This window comes from Streptomyces sp. NPDC059455 (assembly GCF_042750115.1).
Lineage (GTDB): Bacteria > Actinomycetota > Actinomycetes > Streptomycetales > Streptomycetaceae > Streptomyces > Streptomyces endocoffeicus.
This window is the reverse complement of record NZ_JBHYVB010000140.1, coordinates 1-22,432: the sequence shown is the minus strand read 5'-3', so window position 1 is coordinate 22,432 and position 22,432 is coordinate 1. Positions and strand designations below refer to the sequence as shown.

Annotated in this window: 19 protein-coding genes; 5 read left to right on the top strand and 14 right to left on the bottom strand. The window is 72.2% G+C overall.

The genetic code is table 11. From position 1 onward, the window contains the following. Positions 1 to 76: 76 nt before the first annotated feature. The 13 genes from ACFXB5_RS36875 to ACFXB5_RS36815 form a co-directional block, all read right to left on the bottom strand. Positions 77 to 1,606, bottom strand: coding sequence for a sugar ABC transporter ATP-binding protein (locus ACFXB5_RS36875; protein WP_385216547.1), 1,530 nt, complete (start codon positions 1,604 to 1,606; stop codon positions 77 to 79). 403 nt (positions 1,607 to 2,009) lie between these two features. Then, positions 2,010 to 3,191 (bottom strand): ROK family protein, encoded by a 1,182-nt coding sequence (locus ACFXB5_RS36870; RefSeq protein ID WP_385216544.1) that lies wholly within the window; start codon positions 3,189 to 3,191, stop codon positions 2,010 to 2,012. A gap of 176 nt (positions 3,192 to 3,367) precedes the next feature. Then, complete coding sequence (locus tag ACFXB5_RS36865; protein ID WP_385216542.1) at positions 3,368 to 4,792, bottom strand: DUF6177 family protein; 1,425 nt, start codon at positions 4,790 to 4,792, stop codon at positions 3,368 to 3,370. Continuing rightward, entirely contained in the window at positions 4,789 to 8,853 is a 4,065-nt protein-coding gene (gene eccCa / locus ACFXB5_RS36860; protein ID WP_385216540.1) for a type VII secretion protein EccCa, read from the bottom strand. The genes ACFXB5_RS36865 and eccCa overlap by 4 nt, the downstream gene beginning before the upstream one ends. Continuing rightward, positions 8,850 to 10,220 (bottom strand): hypothetical protein, encoded by a 1,371-nt coding sequence (locus ACFXB5_RS36855; RefSeq protein ID WP_385216538.1) that lies wholly within the window; start codon positions 10,218 to 10,220, stop codon positions 8,850 to 8,852. Before ACFXB5_RS36855 ends, eccCa begins: the two co-directional genes overlap by 4 nt. A gap of 78 nt (positions 10,221 to 10,298) precedes the next feature. Next, a complete protein-coding gene (eccD, locus tag ACFXB5_RS36850; protein ID WP_385216563.1) occupies positions 10,299 to 11,669 on the bottom strand; it encodes a type VII secretion integral membrane protein EccD in 1,371 nt (456 codons plus the stop codon). A 20-nt stretch (positions 11,670 to 11,689) separates the two neighbouring features. Further along, the gene (locus ACFXB5_RS36845; protein ID WP_037957791.1) at positions 11,690 to 11,959 is read right to left on the bottom strand and encodes a hypothetical protein; all 270 of its coding nucleotides are present in this window, start codon (positions 11,957 to 11,959) and stop codon (positions 11,690 to 11,692) included. 7 nt (positions 11,960 to 11,966) lie between these two features. Further along, positions 11,967 to 12,836, bottom strand: coding sequence for a hypothetical protein (locus tag ACFXB5_RS36840; protein WP_385216535.1), 870 nt, complete (start codon positions 12,834 to 12,836; stop codon positions 11,967 to 11,969). Next, a complete protein-coding gene (locus tag ACFXB5_RS36835) occupies positions 12,833 to 14,902 on the bottom strand; it encodes a hypothetical protein (protein WP_385216533.1) in 2,070 nt (689 codons plus the stop codon). Before ACFXB5_RS36835 ends, ACFXB5_RS36840 begins: the two co-directional genes overlap by 4 nt. Then, the gene (locus ACFXB5_RS36830; protein ID WP_385216530.1) at positions 14,899 to 15,297 is read right to left on the bottom strand and encodes a DUF6507 family protein; all 399 of its coding nucleotides are present in this window, start codon (positions 15,295 to 15,297) and stop codon (positions 14,899 to 14,901) included. The genes ACFXB5_RS36835 and ACFXB5_RS36830 overlap by 4 nt, the downstream gene beginning before the upstream one ends. A 44-nt stretch (positions 15,298 to 15,341) precedes the next feature. Next, on the bottom strand, positions 15,342 to 15,650 hold the full coding sequence (locus ACFXB5_RS36825) for a pore-forming ESAT-6 family protein (protein WP_201854271.1): 309 nt from the start codon (positions 15,648 to 15,650) through the stop codon (positions 15,342 to 15,344). Positions 15,651 to 15,671: 21 nt separating this feature from the next. After that, the gene (locus ACFXB5_RS36820; protein ID WP_201854270.1) at positions 15,672 to 16,004 is read right to left on the bottom strand and encodes a hypothetical protein; all 333 of its coding nucleotides are present in this window, start codon (positions 16,002 to 16,004) and stop codon (positions 15,672 to 15,674) included. A gap of 273 nt (positions 16,005 to 16,277) precedes the next feature. After that, positions 16,278 to 16,955, bottom strand: a complete 678-nt coding sequence (locus ACFXB5_RS36815; protein WP_385216527.1) for a GntR family transcriptional regulator — start codon at positions 16,953 to 16,955, stop codon at positions 16,278 to 16,280. A 157-nt stretch (positions 16,956 to 17,112) separates the two neighbouring features. Here ACFXB5_RS36815 and ACFXB5_RS36810 point away from each other — a divergent pair, with 157 nt between their 5' ends. After that, a complete protein-coding gene (locus ACFXB5_RS36810) occupies positions 17,113 to 18,501 on the top strand; it encodes an OFA family MFS transporter (RefSeq protein ID WP_385216525.1) in 1,389 nt (462 codons plus the stop codon). Further along, positions 18,498 to 18,620: a hypothetical protein gene (locus tag ACFXB5_RS36805; RefSeq protein ID WP_269146307.1), complete on the top strand. Its 123-nt coding sequence runs from the start codon at positions 18,498 to 18,500 to the stop codon at positions 18,618 to 18,620. The genes ACFXB5_RS36810 and ACFXB5_RS36805 overlap by 4 nt, the downstream gene beginning before the upstream one ends. Here the strand turns inward: ACFXB5_RS36805 and ACFXB5_RS36800 are convergent. Then, a complete protein-coding gene (locus tag ACFXB5_RS36800) occupies positions 18,610 to 18,741 on the bottom strand; it encodes a hypothetical protein (RefSeq protein ID WP_385216522.1) in 132 nt (43 codons plus the stop codon). The two genes, ACFXB5_RS36805 and ACFXB5_RS36800, sit on opposite strands and share 11 nt — an antisense overlap. Positions 18,742 to 18,809: 68 nt before the next feature. On the opposite strand from ACFXB5_RS36800, the gene ACFXB5_RS36795 reads away from it, so the two are divergent. From ACFXB5_RS36795 to ACFXB5_RS36785, 3 genes are all read left to right on the top strand, one after another. Beyond that, entirely contained in the window at positions 18,810 to 19,808 is a 999-nt protein-coding gene (locus tag ACFXB5_RS36795) for a 2-dehydropantoate 2-reductase (protein WP_385216520.1), read from the top strand. 27 nt (positions 19,809 to 19,835) lie between these two features. Then, on the top strand, positions 19,836 to 21,785 hold the full coding sequence (locus ACFXB5_RS36790; protein WP_385216517.1) for a molybdopterin oxidoreductase family protein: 1,950 nt from the start codon (positions 19,836 to 19,838) through the stop codon (positions 21,783 to 21,785). A 2-nt stretch (positions 21,786 to 21,787) separates the two neighbouring features. Further along, on the top strand, positions 21,788 to 22,432 hold a 645-nt coding region (locus tag ACFXB5_RS36785), incomplete at its 3' end, for an NAD(P)H-dependent oxidoreductase subunit E (RefSeq protein ID WP_385216514.1).

Sequence of the window (22,432 nt, the reverse complement as noted above, 5' to 3'; positions counted from 1 at the left end):
GTCAGCGTGGCGCCCGCGCCCGGTACCGGGGCGGGGTCGGCCGGAGGCGGGGACGCCGGCCTGCTCCCGGGTGAATTCACGACGGGCTCCCTTCCATGACGAGATCGAGGACGCGGTGCTCGTCCAGCTCCCGCGCGGGCGCCGTATGGACGACGCGGCCCTCGCGGAGCACCAGCACCCGGTCGGCGAGGCCCAGGACTTCGGGCAGTTCGCTGGAGACGAGGAGGACGGCCATGCCGTCGTCGGCGAGTCGGCGGATCACGGCGTACAGCTCGGCGCGGGCGCCGACGTCCACCCCGCGCGTCGGCTCGTCCAGCAGCAGCACCCGGCAGCCACGCAGCAGCCAGCGGGCCAGTACGGCCTTCTGCTGGTTGCCGCCGGACAGGGTGCGCACCGGCCGCTCCGGGTCGTCGGGGTGCAGCGACAGATCGCGGACGCACCGGCGGGCCGCCGCCCGCTCCGCGCCGCGGTCCACCCATCCGGCGCGGGAGAAGCGGGTCAGCGAGGAGACCGAGACATTGCGGGTGACGGACTCCAGCATCAGCAGCGCCTGCGCCTTGCGCTCCTCGGGGGCGAGACCGAGTCCGGCGCGCACGGCGGCGGTCACACTGCCGGGGCGCAGCGGGCGGCCGTCCACCACGACCCGGCCCGAGGTGGGGCGGCGGGCGCCGTAGACGGTCTCCAGGATCTCGGACCGCCCGGAGCCGACGAGCCCGGCCAGACCCACGATCTCGCCGGGCGCCACCTCGAGGTCGATCGGCTCGAACTCCCCCGCCCTGCCGAGGTTCTCCAGCCGCAGCACGGGCGTGGCGGCGGCGACCGGAGGCGGCGTGGTGCGGCGCGGGAACGCGTACTCCACGTCCCGGCCCGTCATCAGCGCCACGACCTCGCGGGTCGGGGTGGTGCGCGCGGGCAGCCCGCGGGCCGCGGCGCGGCCGTCCTTGAGCACGGTGACGCGGTCGCCGATCCGGCGGATCTCCTCCAGCCGGTGCGAGATGTAGACGACGGCGACCCCGGCGGCGGTGAGATCGCCGACGATGCGGAAGAGGTTGTCCACCTCGTCGGGGTCGAGGGCCGCGGACGGCTCGTCCATCACGATCAGCTGGACGTCATGGGAGAGCGCGCGGGCCATCGAGACGATCTGCTGCCCGGCCGCGGAGAGGTCCCCCACCAGCCGCCCCGGGTCGATCTCGGGGTGCCCGAGCCGGGTGAGCAGGGCGGCGGTGGCGGTGCGGGCCGCGCCGGAGCGGACGAATCCGCCGGTGGCCATCTCATGGCCGAGAAAGACGTTCTCGGCGACGGACAGCCCCTCCACCAGGTCGAGTTCCTGGTAGATGGTGGCGATGCCGAGGCGCATGGCGGCGATGGGCGATTTGAGGGCGACCGGTTCGCCGCGCCAGAGGATCTCGCCGCTGTCGGGCTGATGCGCCCCGGCGACCACCTTGATGAGGGTGGACTTGCCCGCGCCGTTCTGGCCGAGCAGACAGTGCACTTCGCCCGCTTCGACATCGAGGTCGACGCCGTCCAGGGCCCGTACGCCGGGGAAGGACTTGGTGATCGCGGACATGGTGAGGAGTGGGCGCGGGTCGGGTGGTGCCGGTGCCATGGCGGGCCTCCTCGGCGGGGTCGCTCGATGCGGTGCGGTCGCTCGTATGCGGTGCGGTCGCTCGATGCGGTGCGGGTCGCTGGGCGTGCGGGACGCTTGGGCATGCGGTACGCCGGGCGTGCGGGTGCGCGGCGGGGCGGTGATGTTGGTGGTGCCGTGATGGGGTGGCGGGGCGCGACGGGGTAGCGGCGCGGCCCCGGTGGGTGTGGGGTGCCGGTGGTGCGGCTCGGTGATGCCGGTGGTGCGGCTCGGTGATGCGGCTCGTGCCTCGACGTGGCGTACGCCGAGGGGCGGTGCGGTGCGATGCGGTGCTGATGCCGTGCTGCTGCTGCGCTGTGCCGAGGTGCGGCCCCGCCGTGGCCGGGCGGGGTCAGGCGGTCATGCGGTCATGGCCATCAGGGGGTCAGGCCGGTGAGAAGAGGTGGTCGCTGATCAAGCGGGCGGCGCCGGTGACCCCGGCGGCCGGGCCGAGTTCGCCCAGCACGATGGGGAGGTTGCCGGTGGCCAGGGGCAGGGACTGGCGGTAGACCTGGGTCCGTATGGCGGCGAGCAGCGTATGGCCGAGCCCGGTGACACCGCCGCCGATGACCACCAGACCGGGGTTGAAGAAGCTGACGAGCCCGGCGATGACCTGGCCCGTACGGGTGCCGCCGTCCCTGATGAGGTCGAGCGCGGTCGCGTCGCCGGCCGAGGCCGCCGCGGCGACGTCGGTGGCGGCGAGGCTGCCCACTTCCTCCAGCCGGGCGGCGAGTTCGGCGGACCGGCCGTCGCGGGCGGCCTCCTCGGCGTCACGGGCCAGCGCCGCGCCGCCGAAGTACGCCTCCAGACAGCCGTGGTTGCCGCAGGCGCAGGGGCGGCCGTCGGGTTCGGCCTGGATGTGGCCGATGTCGCCCGCGCTGCCGGTCGTCCCGCGGTAGACCTCACCGCCGACGACGATCCCGCAGCCGATACCGGTGCCGATCTTCACGCAGAGGAAGTCCTTGACGGAACGGGCGACTCCCGCGTGCTGCTCGCCCATCGCCATGAGGTTCACATCGTTGTCGACCATGACCGGGCAGCCGAGCTCCTGGCTGAGCGCCTCCCGTACCGGGAAGCCGTCCCAACCCGGCATGATCGGCGGCGCCACGGGCACGCCCTCGGGGAACCGCACCGGGCCGGGCACTCCGATGCCCGCCCCGTCGAACCCCTCGGCCACCCCGGACGCCCGGAGCTTCGCGGCCATGTCCAGCACCTGCTCGAAGACCGCGACGGGCCCTTCGCGCACATCCATGGGCTGGTTGAGGTGGCCGAGAATCTCCAGTTCGGCATTGGTCACGGCGACGTCCACGGAGGTGGCGCCGATGTCCACGCCGAGCAGCCGCAGCCTGGGCGCGAGCCGGATGTTGTGCGAACGCCGACCGCCCCGCGAGGCCGCCAGCCCGTCCGCGACCACCAGCCCGGTCTCCAGCAGCCGGTCGATCTCCACGGCCAGCTTCGAACGCGACAGGTCGATCTGATCGCCCAGCTGAGCACGGGAGTTGGGGCCACCGTCGCGCAGCAGGCGAAGCAATCGCGCCTGATGCGCGTTCGCCGGTCGTGCCGTCATGCGCCTCACGCTGCCCCTCCCGCCGTCATCGGCATCCACGTGGCCGGGCTTTCACGGGGAACGTAGCAGCGGTTGTCGGGGGTGGGAAGAACTTGCGCCGCAATTGGCTCCGACTTTCTCCTGTCTCAGGACAAAGTAATGCGCGCAGGGGTGCCTCTCAGATGCCCGGCGGCGCTTCAGTCCGACTGCCTCAGATGGCGCATGAGCTGCTCGAACAGCGCCCAGCTCGAGGGCGAACTCCCGTCGCCGAGCGGATAGTAGAAGCCCGGACGGGCCTCGGGCCCGAGCGGCACGGGCCGGGCGGGCAGCGGTGTGCGCCGGGCGAAGGTGAGGCCGACTTCCCGCGCCTCGTCGGCTCCGAGCGCGAAGCCGACCGGGACGGCGGGCGGTTCGAAGCGGGCGGGCAGACTCAGGTCGCGGCGGGCGGCCCGCAGCTGGACCAGCAGCGACTGGAGCCGGTGCTCGGTGACCAGCGTGGCCGCGAGGTCGGGCAGGACGTCCAGCGGCGGCTTCTCGCCGGGGCCGTAGCCGAAGGCCAGCGTCACGTCCTGTTCGACGCCCCGGGCAGTCCGCTCCACGCGCAGCGTCGCGATCGCGGGCCGGTCGGCACGGCCCACCGCGACCACCCAGGTGCTCTCCGGGGCGCGGTCGTGGGCAAGGGCGGTCAGCGCCTCGCACGACCAGGCCAGATTGACGGGCTCGGCGGTGCTCCAGCCCTCGGGTGGACCGCCGGTGAGGGCGGTCCAGGCCGCCTCGAGGGCCCCGCCGAGGACGAGCCGCTCCTCGGCCGGCTGCACCGTGCGGAAGGACAAGGTGAGTTGACGCTCGCCGGTGTCCTCGGCGCCCTCTGCGCCCTCGAGGAAGGCCCGGGCCACCGGAGTCCGCTCCGGTTCCGCCTCGACCGGGGTGAACCCCCCGTCGTGCCAGCGCAGCAGGGCGCCGGACAGTCCGTCGTAGTAGCCGCCGCCCTCGTCGTCGCGCACCACCCAGCGGGACGGCAGCCCGGTGAGCGACAGGCGCGTGGGCAGGCTGAGCCGGGCCGTCGCGGGGGTCACGATCTGGACGGCGCGGTCGCTCGCGGCCGCGGCCCGTATCGCGTCCGACAGCCAGGCCGTCATGGCCACCACGGGTCTGTCCTGGAGCACTACCGCCGTACGCTCGGTGAGCACGTCGACGGCGGGCTGAGCAGCGGCCGGGGCGGCGGACGCGGCACCGGCGCCGGGCTGTGCGGCCCCGGCGTCCGCCGCCGCCTCTGGCGGCCAGACCGAGCCACCGCACAGCCGGGCGAGCCGCCGCGCGAAGGACGCCGCCAGCAGCTCGGCGCGCTCCACTCCGGTGGCGGCCCTGGCCTCGGTCCACCACACGGGCACGCCGGTGCCCCCGGCCTCGGGGCCCAGCAGCCGCGCCGCCTCGCCCGCGACCCGCACCAGCAGCGGCGCCTCCACGGACACCAGCGGGCGGCCCGCCTCGTCGCACATCTGGATCACCGCGCCCTCGCCGGCCGAGCGCACATCGAGGTCGGGACCCCCGGCGAACAGTCCGGCGACGAGGCTCCAGATGTCGGGCATCCGCTCGGTGAGCGCGATCACGTCCTTGGTCATCGGCCGTCCTCCTCCGGGTGCCGCTCCTGCTCCACCCATCCCGTCTGGATCAGGCGGTCGGACTCACCGCGCCGGACCAGCAGCCCGCGCCCGGGCGGCTGTACGGACGCGTACACGCCCGGGAACAGCTGGCCCTCCATCCGGTCGCCCGTCATCACCAGGGCCGATGTGCCGCTCTCCCGCAAGGTCATGAGGAACGGCTCGTACAGGGCCCGGGAGCTGCCCGCCACCCGCCGAGTGATCACGAAGTGCAGCCCGATGTCGGGCGCGTGCGGCACATACGGCAGGAAGGGCTGAAGCGGCTGCTGCCCCGCGGTGGTGAGGATGTCGTAGTCGTCGACGAGGATGACGATGCGGGGCCCGTCGTACGCCGGGCCCGCCGAGGGCGGCGGGGTGCCGGTGGTCTCGTCCGGCATGCGCTTGGCCAGCTCGCCCGCGATGCCCGCGGCGAGCCCCTCGCAGATCCGGGCATTGTACGCATAGCCGCCCTGGTACGCCTCGGGCACCACCTCGCGCAGCCCGCGCCGCGGATCCATGATCCCGAAGACCAGCTCCTCGTCGGAGTGGCGCGCGGCCAGGCCCTCGGCGATCAGCCGCAGCAGATTGGTCTTGCCGCACTCGTTGTCCCCGAGGATCAGCAGGTGCTGGTCGCGGTCGAACAGGTCGAGCAGCACCGGCGCGAGCGCGGTCTGGTCGACCCCGATTGGCACCCGCCGCGGCTGGGACGTGGCCGACGGCAGCGACCGGGCGGGCAGCCGCGCGGGCAGCACCCGCACCCGCTGTGCCGTCTCCCCGGGCCAGGCCGCGCCGATGGACCGGGCCGTCTGCTCGACGGCAGCGCCCAGATCGGCGGTGGAGGCGTGGCCGTCCAGGCGCGGGAGGGCGGTCTGCGCGAACAGCTTGCGGTCGGTGAGAGCGCGCCCGGCGTCGTCGGGGGTGAGGGTCTCGGCGAGCCTGCGGTCGACGCTGCTGTCGCCGGCGTCGTTCAGCCGCAGCTCGATATGGGTGCCAAAGGTGGACTGGTGGCCGATGCGCACGTCGTTCCAGCGCAGCATCGCGGCCACGACGTGGATGCCGTACCCGCCGCCGCGCTTGAGCAGGTCGCCCACGGCGTCGTCCAGGGACTCGAAGTCGTCGCGCAGCGCCCCGAACCCGTCGATGAGCAGCACGATGTCGGTGGACGCCAGCTCGGGCAGGGATCCGGCGGCGCGCAGGGCGCGCAGCCGCTCCATCGAGTCGATGCCGTGCTCGCGGAAGAGCTCCTCGCGGGCGTCCAGCATGCCGCGCGCCTCCTCGACCGTGCGGGTGGCCCGCTCCCGGTCGGCCCGCCCGGCGACACCACCGACGTGCGGCAGCGCGGCGAGCGCCTGCAGACCGCCGCCGACCAGGTCGAGACCGTAGATCCCGACCTCGCGCGGGGTGTGGGTGAGGGCGAGTGAGAGCGCGAGGGAGCGCAGCAGCGTGGTCTTGCCGGACTGCGGGCCGCCGATCACGGCGGCGTGGCCCCCGGCGAGGGTGAGGTCGAGGACCCACTGCCCCTGCCACTGCCGCCCCGGGTCGTCCAGCAGCCCCAGCGGCACCCGCATCGTCCCCGGGCGCCGGGCGAACTGCATACCGCGGGCCGCGTCGACCTCCACCGGCCCCGCCGCGGCGTCCAGCGCGAGCGCGGCGGGCAGCGGCGGCAGCCAGATACGGCGCACCGGGTCGGCGGCGCCCCTGATCCGGTCGACCATCACGGACATGACGGTCGGCCCGGGGTCTCTAGTGCGCTTGCCCACGCCGGGCGTGTCGTCCTCGGCGGTCGCGGACTCCTCAGGCCCGGCGAGCGTGTTGTACGCGGGATACGGGTGGACGGCTGGCCCGGTGGCCTCCACGGCGCGCGGTGCCGGGCCCCGGTACGGGCCGGAGACATACCCGGCCTTGAACCGCTCGTACGCCGTGGTGTCGACCTTGAGGTAGCCGAAGCCGGGCAGCGGCGGCAGGTGGAAGGCGTCGGTGGTGTCCAGCACGGTGCGGCTCTCGTCGGCGGAGAAGGTGCGCAGGCCCAGCCGGTAGGAGAGGTAGGTGTCCAGGCCCTTGAGCTTGCCGCCCTCGATGCGCTGGCTGGACAGCAGCAGATGGACGCCGATACTGCGGCCGATGCGGCCGATGGACAGGAACAGATCGATGAAGTCGGGCTTGGCGGTGATGAGTTCGCCGAACTCGTCGATGACGACGAAGAGATGCGGCAGCGGCTCCAGGTCGGGTCTCGTCGTCTCGCGCACCGCCGCGTAACCCGAGATGTCCGCGACGTTGCCCGCGTCCTTGAGCACCTGCTGACGGCGCTTGACCTCGCCCGCGAGGCTGGTGTGCACCCGCTCCACGAGCCCGGCCTGGTTCTCCAGGTTGGTGATGACACCGGCCACGTGCGGCAGCCCGTCGAACGGGGCGAAGGTCGCGCCGCCCTTGTAGTCGACCAGCACCAGCGCCAGGTCCTGGGGCGGATGGCCGGCCACCAGGGCGAGGACGAGGGTGCGCAGCAGCTCGCTCTTGCCGGAGCCGGTGGCGCCGACGCACAGGCCGTGCGGGCCCATGCCCAGTTCGGCGGACTCCTTCAGGTCGAGCAGCACCGGCTCGTGGGCGTCGTTGACGCCGATGGGCACCCGCAGGAAGGAGCGCTCGCCGCGGGGCGCCCAGGCACGGGCCAGGTCCAGGGCGCCTGGGTCGTCGACGCCCAGCAGCCCGGGGAAGTCGACGGGTCCGGACAGCGGGGCGTCCACGAGGGATTCGGCCGACAGCCGCAGCGGGGCCAGCATCCGGACCAGGCCCTCGGCCCCGGCGGCGGTGACGTCGTCCACGGTGCCGTGGGCGCCCGTCGGCCGGTCGCCGCGCAGGTCCTCCACGATGGCGTGGGCGCCCGTCGGCTGCCCGCCGCGCAGGTCCTCCACGACCACCTCGTCCTCGCCGACGGTGATGCGGACCGCCACCTCGCCCGGTTCCTGCACCCGCTCGGCCACCAGGTGCAGCACGGTGACGCCCATCTCGCGGTGGGCCACGGCCTCGTCGGGGCGCGGCAGCTCCCGTGCCTCCCCGCCGTGGTCATCGCTGATGACGAGCAGCCGGCCGCTGAGCCCGAGCGCGTCGGCCCCGGACAGGCCGCGCCGCACCTCGGCCGCGTACGCGGCGCGCTGCCGGAGGTCGCGGCCGAGGAGCCGGGCGAGCTGGGGCAGATCGGGGGCGATCCGGCGGGCGGCGACCGGCCCGTCGCGCTCCTCGGCGGCCAGCAGATGCGGCAGCCACTTGAGCCAGGCCCAGTCCCGCTCGACCCGGTCGCCGGGGGCGGCGAGCGCCAGGGCCACGTCGTCGGGGGCGTGGGTGGCGGCGGTCTGGACGAGCAGCGCCCGCACCACCCGCAGCACCGCGTCCCGCTCCCCCACCACGCTGACATTGCCCACCCGGTCCAGCGGCACGGTCAGCGGCAGATCGGTGACCAGTGCGTAGCGCCCGACCAGGGCGCCCGCCTCGTTGAGCATGAACGGGTCGGGCGGGGTGAGCACACTGCCCGACTGCCGGGCCACGGTCAGCGGCCGCAGCGGCATCTCGCCGGTGCCGATCCGCACCCGCAGGAAGTCCGGGTCGGTGCGGCGCCGCTCCCACAGCCGGGCCGGGTCGCGCACCACGTCGTACAGGGCCTGCGGCGGGGGGTCGAGCACCCGCGCGGTGGCGCGCCAGGCCCGCTCCTCGGCGCCGAGCTCCTCACGCAGTTCCTCCAGGTACTCCAGATACCGCTCGCGCTGCTGGCGGCGGGTGCGCTGCGCGCGCCCGCGCTGGGAGAACAGCAGCACCAGGGCACCGACGACGGTGACCACGAGGACGAGGGCGCCGATCGCCGCGAACTGGCCGCTGCGCAGCACGGTCATCATGACGACCGAACTCATCACCCCGGCGATCGGCAGCAGCGACATGGCGGCCCCCGCCGCCTTGCCCTCGGGCAGGTTGGGCGGGGCCTCGATGGCGCGCGGCTCGGGCTGGGGCAGCGGGCGGGTGGCGCGGGCGGGCCGGTGCACCAGGCGCGTCGTCATCGCCGTCCTCCCCTGTGTTCTCCCTTGTGGTGTCCTCCCTTGTTGTGCTCTCTGTTGTGCCCTCCCCTGTCGCGCACGGCGCGGTCCAGGAGTGCGGCAGCCAGGCGGCCCGCGGCCAGCCGGGTGCTGTGGGCGAGCAGCCCGGTGCGGATGGCGCCGCCCGCGGCCAGATGACGGTCGTACGGGATGGCCATCACCTCGACCCCGCTCTCGGCGAGGTGGGCGCGGGCCACGTCCAGGTCGAGCGCGGTGTCGGGCGAGGACTCGGTGAGGGCGACCACCGTGCCGGGCAGCATGGGCCGCGGCACCGCCGCCATCCAGTCCAGGACGGTGCGGGTGCTCGCCACGCCCTCCAGGGTGGCGGGCGCCACCAGCACCCTTGCCTGCACGGTGTCCAGGGCCGTGCGCGCCAGCTCCCCCGGCAGCGTTTCGCAGTCGACGACTGTGACACCGAAGTAGCGGCGCAGCGCCATGGTCACGGTGCGGTAGGCCCGGATGTCCAGCGGAGTGCCGATGCGGCCCTGGCTCCCGGGCAGCAGCCAGCCGCCCTCGGGCAGCTGGACCAGATAGCCGGTGACCTCCGCGAACTGCATCGAGGGAGACACGACTTGGGCCACGTCCGCGCATGTCCAGCGGACCGACTCGGCGCCGAGCCGGATGGGCAGACTGCCCAACGCCGGGTCGGCCTCCACCACGAGGACCGGGTCCTGGCGGTAGTGCGCGAAGGTGAGGTTGAGCAGCGCCGCGACAGTGGTCTTGCCCGCGCCGCCGCGGATGCTGCTCACCGCGATCTGCCGCCCGGTGGTGACCGGTTGCTGCAGCGCCCGGGCAACCTCGGTGGCCTCCTCCACCTCACGCGAGGCGGACGCGGCGACCAGCCGCCGCAGGGTGCGCCCGGCGCGGCGGGTGACCGGGTCCCCACTGCGGAGCCTGCCTTGGGCGAGGGCGAGCCGGGGGTCGACGGGCGGCACCGGTGTGGGGGCGGGCAGGTGCTGGGGGCGCGCCTGGGGACGCCGGTCGGCGGGGGCGGGGGGCTCGGCTGGGGCGGCGGGCGCGGCGGGCGCGGGATCATCTGGGCCCGTCGCCCCGTTCACCCGCCGTGGGGCGGGGGCGGGGTGGGCCTCGGTGGCTCCCGAACCGCCGGGCGCCTCCCCGGCCCCGGGAGCACCCGAAGCCATCAGAGCGCCCAGAGCCTTGTAGCCCTCCGACGCCTTGGGGCCATGTGGACCCCCGACCGCCTCCGGTGCGTCATGACCGCTCTTCCCGACATCCGCGTCCTCGGCGGTCCCGGAGGGCCCGGGGCCCTTGGAGGCAGGCGTGTTCCGCAACTGGTGGAGCACATCGCTCTGCCAATCCCCTGCGCCCATGACGCCTCCTCTCGGCTCGGATACGGACAACGGTCCCCTACGACAAACAAGGGCAAGGACAACGGCCGGTAACCGGCGCTAGAACGCGTCCAGCAAGCGCCCGTACACTCCGAACTCCCCGACCACCAGCGGAAACAGCACGATGACGCCGACCGCCTCGACCAGATCCACGATCCGCCGGAGCCGGACGCGGACATGCTCGGGAGGCCGTACGGTCAGCACGCCAAGCGGGAGCAGCGCGGCGACGGCGAGCGCGGCCAACGGCCCGTACGGTCGGCCGTCGGTGGTGTCGAGCCAGAGCACCACCAGACGCACCAGCAGTACCAGGGCCGCGGCGAGCAGCGCCACCACCTCGGCCGCCAGCGGGTACGCCCGTGACCGGGACAGCAAGACGATCGCGAGGACCGCGGTGAGCGGCACCGTCCACGGGGAGGCGTCGCCGACGGCGAGCAACCCGGCGGCGGTGGCGGACGCCGCGGTGACGAGCGTGGCGAACACCAGCCCCCGGTGGGTGGCCGCGAGCGCGGTCGCCACCTCGTGTCGGCTGACCGACACCCCGCCCGAGCGCCGGTCGTCAAGACCGGTGAGCCCGGCGGCGGTCAGTGCGAGGCGCGGCAGCAGGCCGAGCGCCACCACGGACACCACGGCGAGCACCGCCCCCAGCCGGGCCTGCTGGGCATCGGTGTGGGCGCCGTCCTGCAACGCGGCGACGACCTCCCACAGCCCGCCGGTGACCACGACGGCACCGGCGCCGATGTACGCGCCCCGCCCGACCGTGGCCGAGACCCCGAGCAGCAGCAGCGTCACCACAATGGCCCCCGCCACCCCGGCGAGCCGCGCCGTGCCGCCCCAGCCGTGGGCGTCCGCGGCCGTCCAGGCGGCGAGCACGCCGAGGGCGCCGCCGGTGAGCATGAGGGTGGCGCCGAGGTCCCGGTTGCGCAGCCGGGCGGCCGCGGCCCCGGTCAGCGCCGCCGCCGCGGCCACCACGGCCAGGGCCGTGGCCACGCCGGAGTCGGGGAGGCCGCGCCGCGCCAGCAGACCGACGGCCAGCGCCAGCGCGAGGGTGGCCGCGCTCGCGGTCCACTGCCGCGCCGCCGCCGACCACCGCCATGCCCGGAGGTCCAGATCCTCGGCCACCTCGTCGGTGACGTCATGCACCACCGGCGCCGCGGGAACGTCCCGCTCCCGTACCAGCCGCAGCACCGCGCCGTCCGGCACCGCCGCGGACGTGAGCGTGGCGTCCTGCGGCAGGACGACCCCCTCGGCGGTGACCAGATGCCGCAGCGTCGGCCGGTCCGCCACCTGGTCGTCGACCAGCCGCAGCACATCCGGCAGCAGCCGGCCGACCGGCTCGTCGGCGGGCAGCACGATGTCCACCCGCCGCCGCTCCCCTACCAGCGTGACCCGACTCAACTCAGCGCTCCGCGCCTGCTTCGCCGCCCCCACGATGCCCCCTCCCCCGACAGGCCCTACCGGGCCGTGTCCGTCGCCGCGGTGGACGAAGGCGTCAGCACACCCGGCGCGGACCGGCCCTGCTTGCCGATGGTGTCGGAGATGAACGACCACCCCACGCACCCGGCACACAGCACCGCCGCGATCACGATGCCCGCGAACACCTTCCCCAAATTCTCATCCACCGACCGCCGCCCCCGCTGCGCGCCGAACAACAACGCGTCCCGGATCCGCCGCCGCCGGACCGCCACCGACTCCAGCAGCTGACTGTCGTAGTCCCGTGCCATCGGTCACTCAGCCCGCCTGGTCCTCGCCCCATGGAAGCTCGACCGGACGACGCCGCCAGTACCACGGGAGTTCGCCTTCGCTGTATGCCGAGGGTACGGGTACCGCCGCGGCGAGCGCCCGGCCGCCGTCATCAGTCGTGAGCCCGCGGTAGGTCGCGTCCACTTCGTCAAGGGCCCGCTGCGCGGATACCCGCTGGGTCCCGGAAAGCGCCGCGACTCGCTCAGTGAGCTCGTCGCGAAAGGCGAGATCCTCCGCGTACATCGAAGCCGGGTACCAGTGGGAGGGGGGCCACCCCTGCTCCGTACGCACCGTGAGCCGCTCCCAATTGACCAGCAGATCGTAGACCCTGCTCAGTGGCCCGCCCGCCTCTGGAGCGACATGGGAGTCAGTCACTGGCGTGGGAAGCTGCAACTCCTTGATGATTTCCGGAAGCTTGTGTACAGCGGCTTTGGGAAATCCGGCGACGGGAATTTCGACCGCCTCGACCGTGACACCCTCCTCATCGGTTTCCGGCTCCCCGATGCGGGCGTGCGTCACCTGCCCCTCTGGCGTCGCCACTTGCCGAACGCCGGGCGGAAGCGGCCCCTCCCCGAGGAAGAGCACGGGCACGTCGAGCTCCCGCGCCAGCGCCCTCGCCAACGCCTCCTCGGGCGGCTGCGGGCTCACTTCCTCGCTCGCGTACACCGTGAGCGCCCAGCGGACATCGCCGGACATCTTCTCGTACTCACACGTGACGGTGGCGTTCCAGTTGCGGTTCTCCACCTCGGACTCGTCGGAGACGTCCACATCCGCCACCAGGACTCCGAACGCCCCGGACAGCACCGCATCCAGCCGCTCGGGTACACGCTCACCCGGAACCAGGAGGTTGTACATCATGAGTAGTATTCCCGATACATGTCGATCGCCTTCTGGACGGCACCAGGGTTTTCCGTGAACTTCGGCGCGTTGGAAAACATCTTTTCGAGTTTGCCCAGGTCACCATTGACCTTCATGATTGCCTTCAACGCTTCATACTCCACCCGATTCATGGGGACCAGACCGGGTCCGGACACCGGGAATACCCTACCGCTCGGCTCAACCCCGTAGCTTCTGCCGTTAATGGTGTAGTGCTGGGTGCGAGGATTGAACTCAGCCCGGCCGGCCGCGATGTCGGCGATATCCTTGTTCACCGCGTCCTTGAACTCCGGCCGGATGATGGTGTTCTCCTGGACGACCTTCCCGTGCTTCACGCCGCTGAGCGAATGTCGCCGATTAGGCGGCAGAAGCGTCTTGCCCCGAGCCGAGCCGACGATGTCATCCCTCGCTTTCCATCCGCGCTGACCCGACGGCTGCCCGTCGTCACCTGGACCGCCCGACTCATGGGGACCACCAGTGTCACCAGGGCCACCCGGGTCGTGGGGGCCGCCGCCGCCCGGGCCGGTACCGCCGCCGCCCGGGGCGGCATGGTCGTGGGCGGGGGTACCGGTGTCGTGGGTGGTGGGGTGGGAGCCGCCGCTCGTGGTGGGGGTGTGCTTCTCGGGCGGGTCGTCCGGTGGGTCGTTCGGGCCGTCGTCGCTCGCGCGGGGACCCAGGTCGTCCGGGGCGCGGCCCACCTCGTGGCCCGGTGCGCCCACATGGGCGAGCTCCGGCTGCCGGGCGCGCCGGGCCGCGCCCGGCGCCTGCCGGTCGACGGCGGACGGCTCGTGCACCGGGTGGTGCACGGTGCCGTCGGGGAGTTCGAGGGCGCCGTTCTTGTGCAGGACGCTGCCGTCGGGCAGTTTGACCGAGCCGTCCGGGCGGAAGACCGTGTCGTCCGGAAGTTTGAGTGAGCCGTCGGGCAGTTGCACACCGCTCCCGGCGCGCAGGTTCTTCAGATGGCTCACCAGGTCGCCGACCTTGAGCTTGGACAGTCCGATGCCCGCGCCCTTGAGGACGTAGGTCATCGGGTCCACGACCTTGCCCACCTTCCCCGCCACGCTGAGCGTCCGCGCGACGGCGCCCGACTTGGCGGCGGACCCCGCGCCATCCGTGGCGATGGCCGTGAGCACGTTGAACGTGACTCCGCCCGCCGCGCGCGCCGGGTTCTTGCCCCACTCATCCCATGCCACCATCGCCTTACCGGCGTTGATCATGGTGTGTTTGGTGCTCTTGAGAAATCCCGGCAACATGGAGTCGGGCGTCGCGAACCAGCCCGGCACCAGCGTGTTCAGCGACAGGCCCACGGCCAGCTTGCCGAGGTTCGCCCAGGAGTTCTTGAAGGCGTCCCAGCCGTCGACGCCGACCATGGTGCCCAGACCCCGGATGGTGCCCCAGACGCCGTCGACGATGAAGCCGTCCCAGACGAAGCTCTTGATCCAGTGGCCGAACTCGTACCAGTGGTGCGTCTCCGACTCCTGGGTGCCCCAGGGCGTCTTTTCCGCGTGCTGGAAGACGTCCGCCGTATAGCCGTACATCCCCGGTTTGTGGCTCCCGTCGTCGACCACCCAGTGGGTGCCGCCGACCAGCGCACTGATCTTGTTGGCACAGCTCCGCTCGGCGGCCTCGAACGCGGCCGTGGCCGCGCCCACGTCGGCCATCAGGTCATTGTTGTGCTGGACCTTGTCCCCGTCGTCCTTCCAGTCGTCGTCGCCCCCGTTCTCCCTGATGAACTCGGCGGCGTCCGCCCTGAGCCGCTTGAGCCGCTCGATGATGGGCCGCACCTCGGTGGCGTATGCGCTCAGGGCTCCGCTGACGGCCTCCAGCCCGGTCGCGAACCCGTCGGCCTTCTCCTTGACCGGCCTGGTGGTCGCGAACAGCTGCTCGGCCTCGGGCGCCGTGTAGTACGCCGACAGGCCCTGGAACTGGTCGTGGACCCCCTGGCCGGTCTTACGGATGTGACCGGCGTCCGTCTTCAGCGCCGGAGCGTCCTTCTCCAACTGCTCCAGGTTTCCCGTGAATTCGGGAATGCCATCCAGACTGATCATCTCGGACCGTTCCGATGGTGTTGACCCGGAGGGTTCAGATCGGGTGCTTTCAACGCCTCGCGCTGGGCGTGCGCCGCCATGGCGAGGTCGCCCCCGACGTACTCCTTGGTGGCGGTCGCCGCACCCTTGATTGACTTGCCGGAGCGCGCGGCGATGTACTTGATGTCGCTCTCTGTCTTCTGCTCGAACTCGACCAGTGCCGCGGCGACGGGCCCGCCCTCGGGCTTGGGCCCGCACCCCATGCTCAGCGTGCCCGCCGACTTCGCGGCGCTCAGCAGGTGCTTGCCGTACGACTTCGCCTGGCCCTCGATGTCGTCGGCGACATGTCCGGTCTTGAGAAGGACACTGCGCACCCCACTGGTGTCGATGTCCCAGCCGTCCTCAGGCTTCCCCACCACGTCCCCCTTTCAGCCTCAACGGCGCGCGGTGTCACGCAAGTTCAGCCGATGGCGTCCACTGCGGCCTTGGCCCGGGACAGCGTCTGCTGGGCGGTGCCGTCGTTCTTCTCCAGAGTGGACTTCACCAGCTGGATGATCTGCCGCACCTCGGCGGCGGCCTTGTTCCACCGCGCTTCCTTGCCGTGGTACTCGTCCGCCACCCCGTCGGCGGTGAAGTCCGCCATGGCCGCCTTCACCGCCCGGTCCCGGTCGGTGAGCACCCGCTCCAGCTGCCCGATCACCACGCCGAGGCTGCCCTGCACCTCACCCGACGCCCCCGTGTCATAGCTGCGCCGATCCTGATTCCCCATTGCTCGTCACCCCCGCCGTATTCACCGGCCGCCGAAACGGGCCGCGTCGAAATTGGCCGCGGCCATGGTCTGCCGCGCGTTGTCCGCCGACTCCACGTCACCGCTGCCGAATGCCTTGTCCATCCCGGACTGACCGCCCAGGATGTCCCGGAGCGAGCCGTTGAGCGCCGCGGTGATCTCGTCCGCGTTCTGCTTGAACTGGTCGAACGCCGCCTTGCCCGAGCCGTTGAAGCGGCCCTCCAGCGGCTGTGCCGCGGCGATCAGTTGGCGGATGAGCGCCCCCAGGTCATCACTCGATCCGGATGTCTGAGAGGTCAGCGTTGACAGTGTGGAACTGCCCATGTCGAACTTCACGAACCCACCCCCGTTGGGTAGTCGCCATGGTTCCGTCGAGCGAGCCCCGCATCGGAGGCCCGACCCATCTCAGTATGGCCCCGGACACCGACAGTCCCGCCACCGCTCTGTAACAGCCGGTCGCCCAACCCGTAACAGGACTGACGGCGCCGCGCCACTACGATCACCGCGCATGGAGACAGCGGCGTACATCACCTGGACGCGGTCGAGCGCATGGAGGTCGCTTGAAGGTCGTGCCGCCGGACGGACCGGCGGGCGGACCGGCGGTTCGGGTCAGGGGCACTCGCGGTCGTGGTAGGTGCGGCGGGTGTGTTCGGTGTGGGCGCGCATGACGGCCGTGGCGCCGTGTTCGTCGCCCGCGGTGATGGCCGCGATCAGCTCGCGGTGCTCGATCCAGGACTGCTTACCGCGCTGGCGGGCGACCGGGGTGTAGTACCAGCGGACCCTGCGGTCCACCTGGGCGGCCAGTTCGGACAGGACCGCGTTTCCGGCCAGTTCCATCACCTTGGCGTGGAATTCGGCGTTGGCCGCGACCGCCCCGTCCACATCGTCGTCCAGGACCGCGCGCTCGCCCTTCGCGCACAGGTCCTCCAGGGCGGCGACGCCGGTCTCGTCGGCCCCGGCCGCGGCCAGCCGGGCGGCCTCGGCCTCGAGGAGCGTGCGTACCGTAAGGAGCTGATCGGCCTCCTCCTCGGTGGGCTCGTGGACGAACGCGCCCTGGGCGGGCCGCAGATCGACCCAGCCCCCGGTGTTGAGCCGCTGGAGGGCCTCGCGCACCGGCTGGCGGGAGACGCCGAGCTGGCCGGCGAGCTCGCTCTCCACGAGGTGCTGGCCGGGGCGGAGGGCGCGGGTGGTGATGAGTTCGAGCAGTGCCTCGTAGACGCGCTCGCGGAGTGGCCCGGGCCGCTCCAGCTTCGGCATCGCGCCCTGCGGCAGTCCCCTGGACAGCATCGCGCCCCCTCTGGCTCGCTGTTCACCGGATGTCCGGATTCACGGATGCGTGAATTGGTTATTGTCTACAGTTTACCCAACCCGTCCACGCCGCCGACACATCCCAGGCGCCTTGACGTCTAGTCATCGACTCGTTGAATCCTTAAAGTCCGGGCACATGCTCACCAATGATCGCGTCGGCCCGCTCCATCGCTCACGCACCCTGGCCCCACCGGGCTGGAGCCGCTGGCTGGTGCCGCCCGCCGCCCTGTCCGTCCACCTCTCCATCGGCCAGGCCTACGCGTGGAGCGTGTTCAAGCCGCCCCTGGAGTCCTCGATGGACCTCTCGGGCACGGCCAGCGCGCTCCCCTTCCAGCTGGGCATCGTGATGCTCGGCCTGTCCGCCGCCTTCGGCGGCACGCTCGTGGAGCGCAACGGCCCGCGCTGGGCGATGTTCGTCTCCCTCGTCTGCTTCTCCACCGGCTTCCTCGTCGCCGCGCTCGGCGCCGCCACCAGCCAGTACTGGCTGGTGGTCCTCGGCTACGGCTTCATCGGCGGGATCGGGCTGGGCATCGGCTACATCTCCCCCGTCTCCACGCTGATGAAGTGGTTCCCCGACCGGCCCGGCATGGCCACCGGCATCGCCATCATGGGCTTCGGCGGCGGGGCACTGATCGCCTCGCCCTGGTCCAGCAAGCTGCTGGAGCACTTCGGCACCGACAACGGCGGCATCGCCGCCACCTTCCTGGTCCACGGCGTGACCTACGCGGCGTTCATGACCCTCGGCGTGCTGCTGGTGCGCGTACCGCCCGAGGGCTGGCGGCCCGCCGGCTGGGAGCCGCCGCAGGAGCAGGGGCACATGATCAGCGCAGCCGACGTCTCCGCGCGCAACGCCATCCGCACCCCGCAGTTCTGGTTCCTGTGGGTGGTGCTGTGCATGAACGTGACGGCGGGCATCGGCATCCTGGAGAAGGCCGCGCCCATGATCGGCGACTATTTCAAGGACACCGACACCCCCGTGTCCGTCACCGCGGCGGCCGGTTTCGTCGCCCTGCTGTCGGCGGCCAACATGGCCGGGCGGCTGCTGTGGTCGTCCACCTCCGACCTCATCGGACGCAAGAACATGTACCGGGTCTATCTGGGCATGGGCGCGCTGATGTATCTGGCCATCTCACAGCTCGGGGACTCCTCCAAGCCCCTGTTCGTGGTGTGCGCCCTGGTGATCCTCTCCTTCTACGGCGGCGGCTTCGCGACCGTTCCGGCGTATCTGAAGGACCTGTTCGGCACGTATCAGGTGGGCGCGATCCACGGGCGGCTGCTCACCGCCTGGTCGGTGGCCGGGGTCCTCGGCCCGTACATCGTCAACAAGGTGGCCGACCACCAGGAGGAGGCGGGGAAGACCGGCCCCGGGCTGTACTCGCTCTCGCTCACCATCATGATCGCGCTGCTGGTCGTCGGCTTCATCGCCAACGAGCTGATACGGCCAGTCCATTCGCGCTTCCACGAACCGGCCCCCGCGGCGGCCGAGTCGGAGGCGGCGCCCGCCGAGAAGGGAGGGGACCGATGACCGAGCCCACCAGGAACCGCACCGCGCTGACCGTGGCCGTCTGGGCCTGGGTGGTGCTGCCCTTCGGGTACGGGGTCTACGAGCTCGTCCGGAAGGCCACCCAGCTCTTCACCGGCTGAGCTCGCTCCACCAGCTGGGCTCTTCACGGTCCGAGCTGTCCGCACCGTCCGAGGGCCCATCACCGGGAAACCGGAAGAGGGTTGAGGTGTCGTCCGACTCCTTGACCCTCTTCTCAGGCATACTGTATTCAATATTCAGTAGACGATACTCACACGCTCGGTCCCCTCAACCGAACGGAGAGTCCCACCATGAAAGTCGCCGTAGTCGGCGCCGGTGCGATCGGCGCCTTCGTCGGAGCCGCCCTGCACCGCGCGGGCGCCGAGGTCCATCTACTGGCCCGTGGCCCGCATCTGACGGCGCTGCGGGCGGATGGCGTGATAGTGCGCAGCGACCGTCCGGACCTCGGCTTCACCGCGCACCCGGCCGCCACCGACGATCCGGCCGACATCGGCCCGGTCGATTACGTCTTCCTGGGCCTGAAGGCCACCTCGTACGCGGCGTGCGGGCCGCTCGTACACCCCCTGCTCCATGACCGTACGGCCGTCATCGCGGCCCAGAACGGAATCCCCTGGTGGTATTTCCACGGGCTCGACGGCCCATTGGCCGACCACCGGATCGAATCCATCGACCCGGGCGGCGCGGTCTCGGCCACTCTCCCCCGAAGACGCGCGATCGGCTGTGTCGTCTACGTGGCCACCGAGATCGAAGCGCCCGGCGTCGTACGCCACTTGGAGGGCACCCGCTTCTCCATCGGCGAGCCCGACGGCAGCGTCTCCCGGCGCTGCGTCGAGTTCAGCGAGGCGATGTCCGCGGGCGGGCTCAAATGCCCTGTCGAGCACGATCTGCGCAAGGACATCTGGATCAAGCTGCTCGGCAATATCTCCTTCAACCCGATCAGCGCGCTCGCCCGCGCCACCATGGGCCAGATCTGCCGCCACTCCGACACCCGCGCGCTCGTCGAGGCGATGATGCGGGAGACGCTCGCCGTCGCCGCCGCCGTCGGCTGCCACCCCGCCATCTCCATCGAGCGGCGGCTGGCCGGCGCCGAGCGCGTCGGCGACCACAAGACCTCGACTCTCCAGGACCTGGAGAAGGGCAAGCCGCTCGAACTCGACGTACTGCTCGCCGCCGTCGTCGAACTCGCCGATCTCACCGGCACCCCCGTACCCACCCTGCGCGCCGTGCACGCCCTCGCCGATCTGCTCGCGGCGACCAGCACCGGCGCCGGCCTTCCGGACGCCGCATAACGGCGTGACCGCCGTAAGGAGCCCGTCGTGGCCCGTAACCGCCAACGCAACCGACAGCAGAAGCAGTACCCGCGGCTGACCCACCCCCTGGTGCGGGACTCAGTGAGCGGGGAGCTCCGCCGCGCCTCCTGGGACGAGGCACTCAGCCGGGCCGCCGCCGGGTTCCGGGCCGTGACGGCGGCCCACGGGCCCGACGCGTTCGGCATGTTCTCCTGCGCCCGCGCCACCAACGAGATGAACTACGTCGCCCAGAAGTTCACCCGGGTGGTGATCGGCACCAACAACGTCGACTCCTGCAACCGCACCTGCCACGCGCCCAGCGTCGCGGGGCTGTCCGCCGTCTTCGGCTCCGGCGGCGGCACCTCGTCGTACGCGGAGGTCGAGGACACCGACCTCATCGTGATGTGGGGCTCCAACGCCCGCTTCGCACACCCGATCTTCTTCCATCACGTCCTCAAGGGCATCCACAACGGCGCCCGGATGTACGCCGTCGATCCGCGCCGCACCTCGACCGCCGAATGGGCGGAGAGCTGGCTGGGGCTGAACGTGGGCACCGACATCCCGCTCGCCCACGCCGTGGGCCGCGAGATCATCCACGCGGGGCTCGCCAACCGGTCCTTCATCGAGCGCGCGACCACCGGCTTCGAGGAGTACGCGGCCCATGTGGAGCCCTGGACGCTGAGCGTCGCCGAGAAGGTCACCGGCGTCCCGGCGGACGCCATCCGCGATCTCGCGCACGCCTACGCCACCGCCGAGCGCGCCCAGCTGTGCTGGACGCTCGGCATCACCGAGCACCACAACGGCACCGACAACGTCCGGGCGCTGATCAACCTCTCCCTGCTGACCGGCCACATCGGCCGGTACGGCTGCGGACTCCAGCCGCTGCGCGGCCAGAACAACGTGCAGGGCGGCGGCGACATGGGCGCCATCCCCAACCGGCTGCCCGGCTTCCAGGACATCCTGGACCCGCCCATCCGGTCCAAGTTCGAGCGCGCCTGGGACGTGGTCATCCAGCCGCGCTACGGGCTGAACCTCACCGAGATGTTCGAGGCCATGGAGGCGGGCGAACTGCGCGCCGTCTACTGCGTCGGCGAGAACCCGGCCCAGTCCGAGGCCGACACCGAGCAGGCCGTCCGGCGGCTGGAGTCACTGGAACACCTGGTGGTGCAGGACATCTTCCTCACCCGGACCGCCGAACTGGCCGATGTGGTGCTCCCGGCGACCGCCGGCTGGTGCGAGACGGAGGGCACCACCACCAACAGCGAGCGGCGCGTCCAGCGGGTGCGGAAGGCCGTGGAGCCGCCGGGCGAGGCGCGCGAGGACATCGACATCATCTGCGAGCTGGCGCGGCGGCTCGGCCACGACTGGAAGTTCGAGGGCGCGGAGGAGGTCTGGAACGAGCTCCGCGACGTCTCCCCGGACCACTTCGGCATGACCTACGAGCGACTGGAGGAACACCAGGGCATCCAGTGGCCCTGCCCCAGCACCGACCGTCTCGAGCCGACCTATCTGCACAGCCGCCTGTGGGAGAACGATCCGGCGCTGCGCGGCCCGCTCGCCCCCTTCGGACCGGTGAAGCACGATCCGCCGGTCGATCTGACCGATGACGCCTTCCCGATCCGGCTCACCACGGGGCGGCGCCTGGACTCGTACAACACCGGGGTGCAGAGCGGGGGTTTCGCCTCTCCGCTGCGGCGCGGCGAGTACATCGAGCTGTGCCCGGAGGACGCGGCCCGCTACCGGGTGGAGGCCGAGGAGCGGGTTCGGGTCTCCTCGCGGCGCGGTTCGGTGGTGGCGCCGGTGTGGATCGATCCCGGGCTGCGGCCGGGGCTCGCCTTCATGACCATGCACTTCCCCGACGAGGTGGACACCAACTCCCTGACGATCGAGGCGAACTGCCCCATCGCGGGGACGGCGGAGTTCAAGGCGTCGGCCATAAGGATCGAGAAGATTCCCGTGACCGCCGTAAGGAGCTGATCGTGGATCTGCGATTCGGTGACAGCAAGCCCACTGACGAGGAGCGGGCGGCGGTCGACGCGCTGCTCGGCCCGCCCGAGTCCGCCTGGGAGGGCGCGGAGGACCGTACGGACACGGATCTGCGCTGGGCGCGCGGCGGCCGCGAGGCACGGGAGCGGCGCGATCTGCTGTTGCCCGGGCTGCACGCCCTCAACGACCGGGTGGGCTGGATCAGCGAGGGCGGCCTGGACTATCTGTGCCGCCGACTGACGGTCCCTCCGGCCGAGGCCTACGGGGTGGCGACCTTCTACGCGATGTTCGCGGTGAAACCCCGTCCGGCGACCGTCGTCCACGTCTGTACGGATCTGGCGTGCGCGGCCCGGGGCTCCGCCGAGGTGTGCGCGGAGCTCGAACGGGACGTGGGCCCGGCGGGCTCGGCGGGGTCCGGGGCCGTCTGGCAGCCCAGCCCGTGCCTGGGCCTGTGCGAGCGCGCCCCGGCGGCCCTGGCGATCCGCGCGGGCGAGACCCCGCGGACCGCGGTCGTCGCCCCCGCCACCGCCGAGGCGGTCGCCGACCCGGCGTCGGCGCCGCACGATGCGGCGGCCGAGCCGCCCGCGGTGGCCCCGGGCCCCCACCCCCGCGCCCACGGCCGGCTGCGTCGGCGCCGG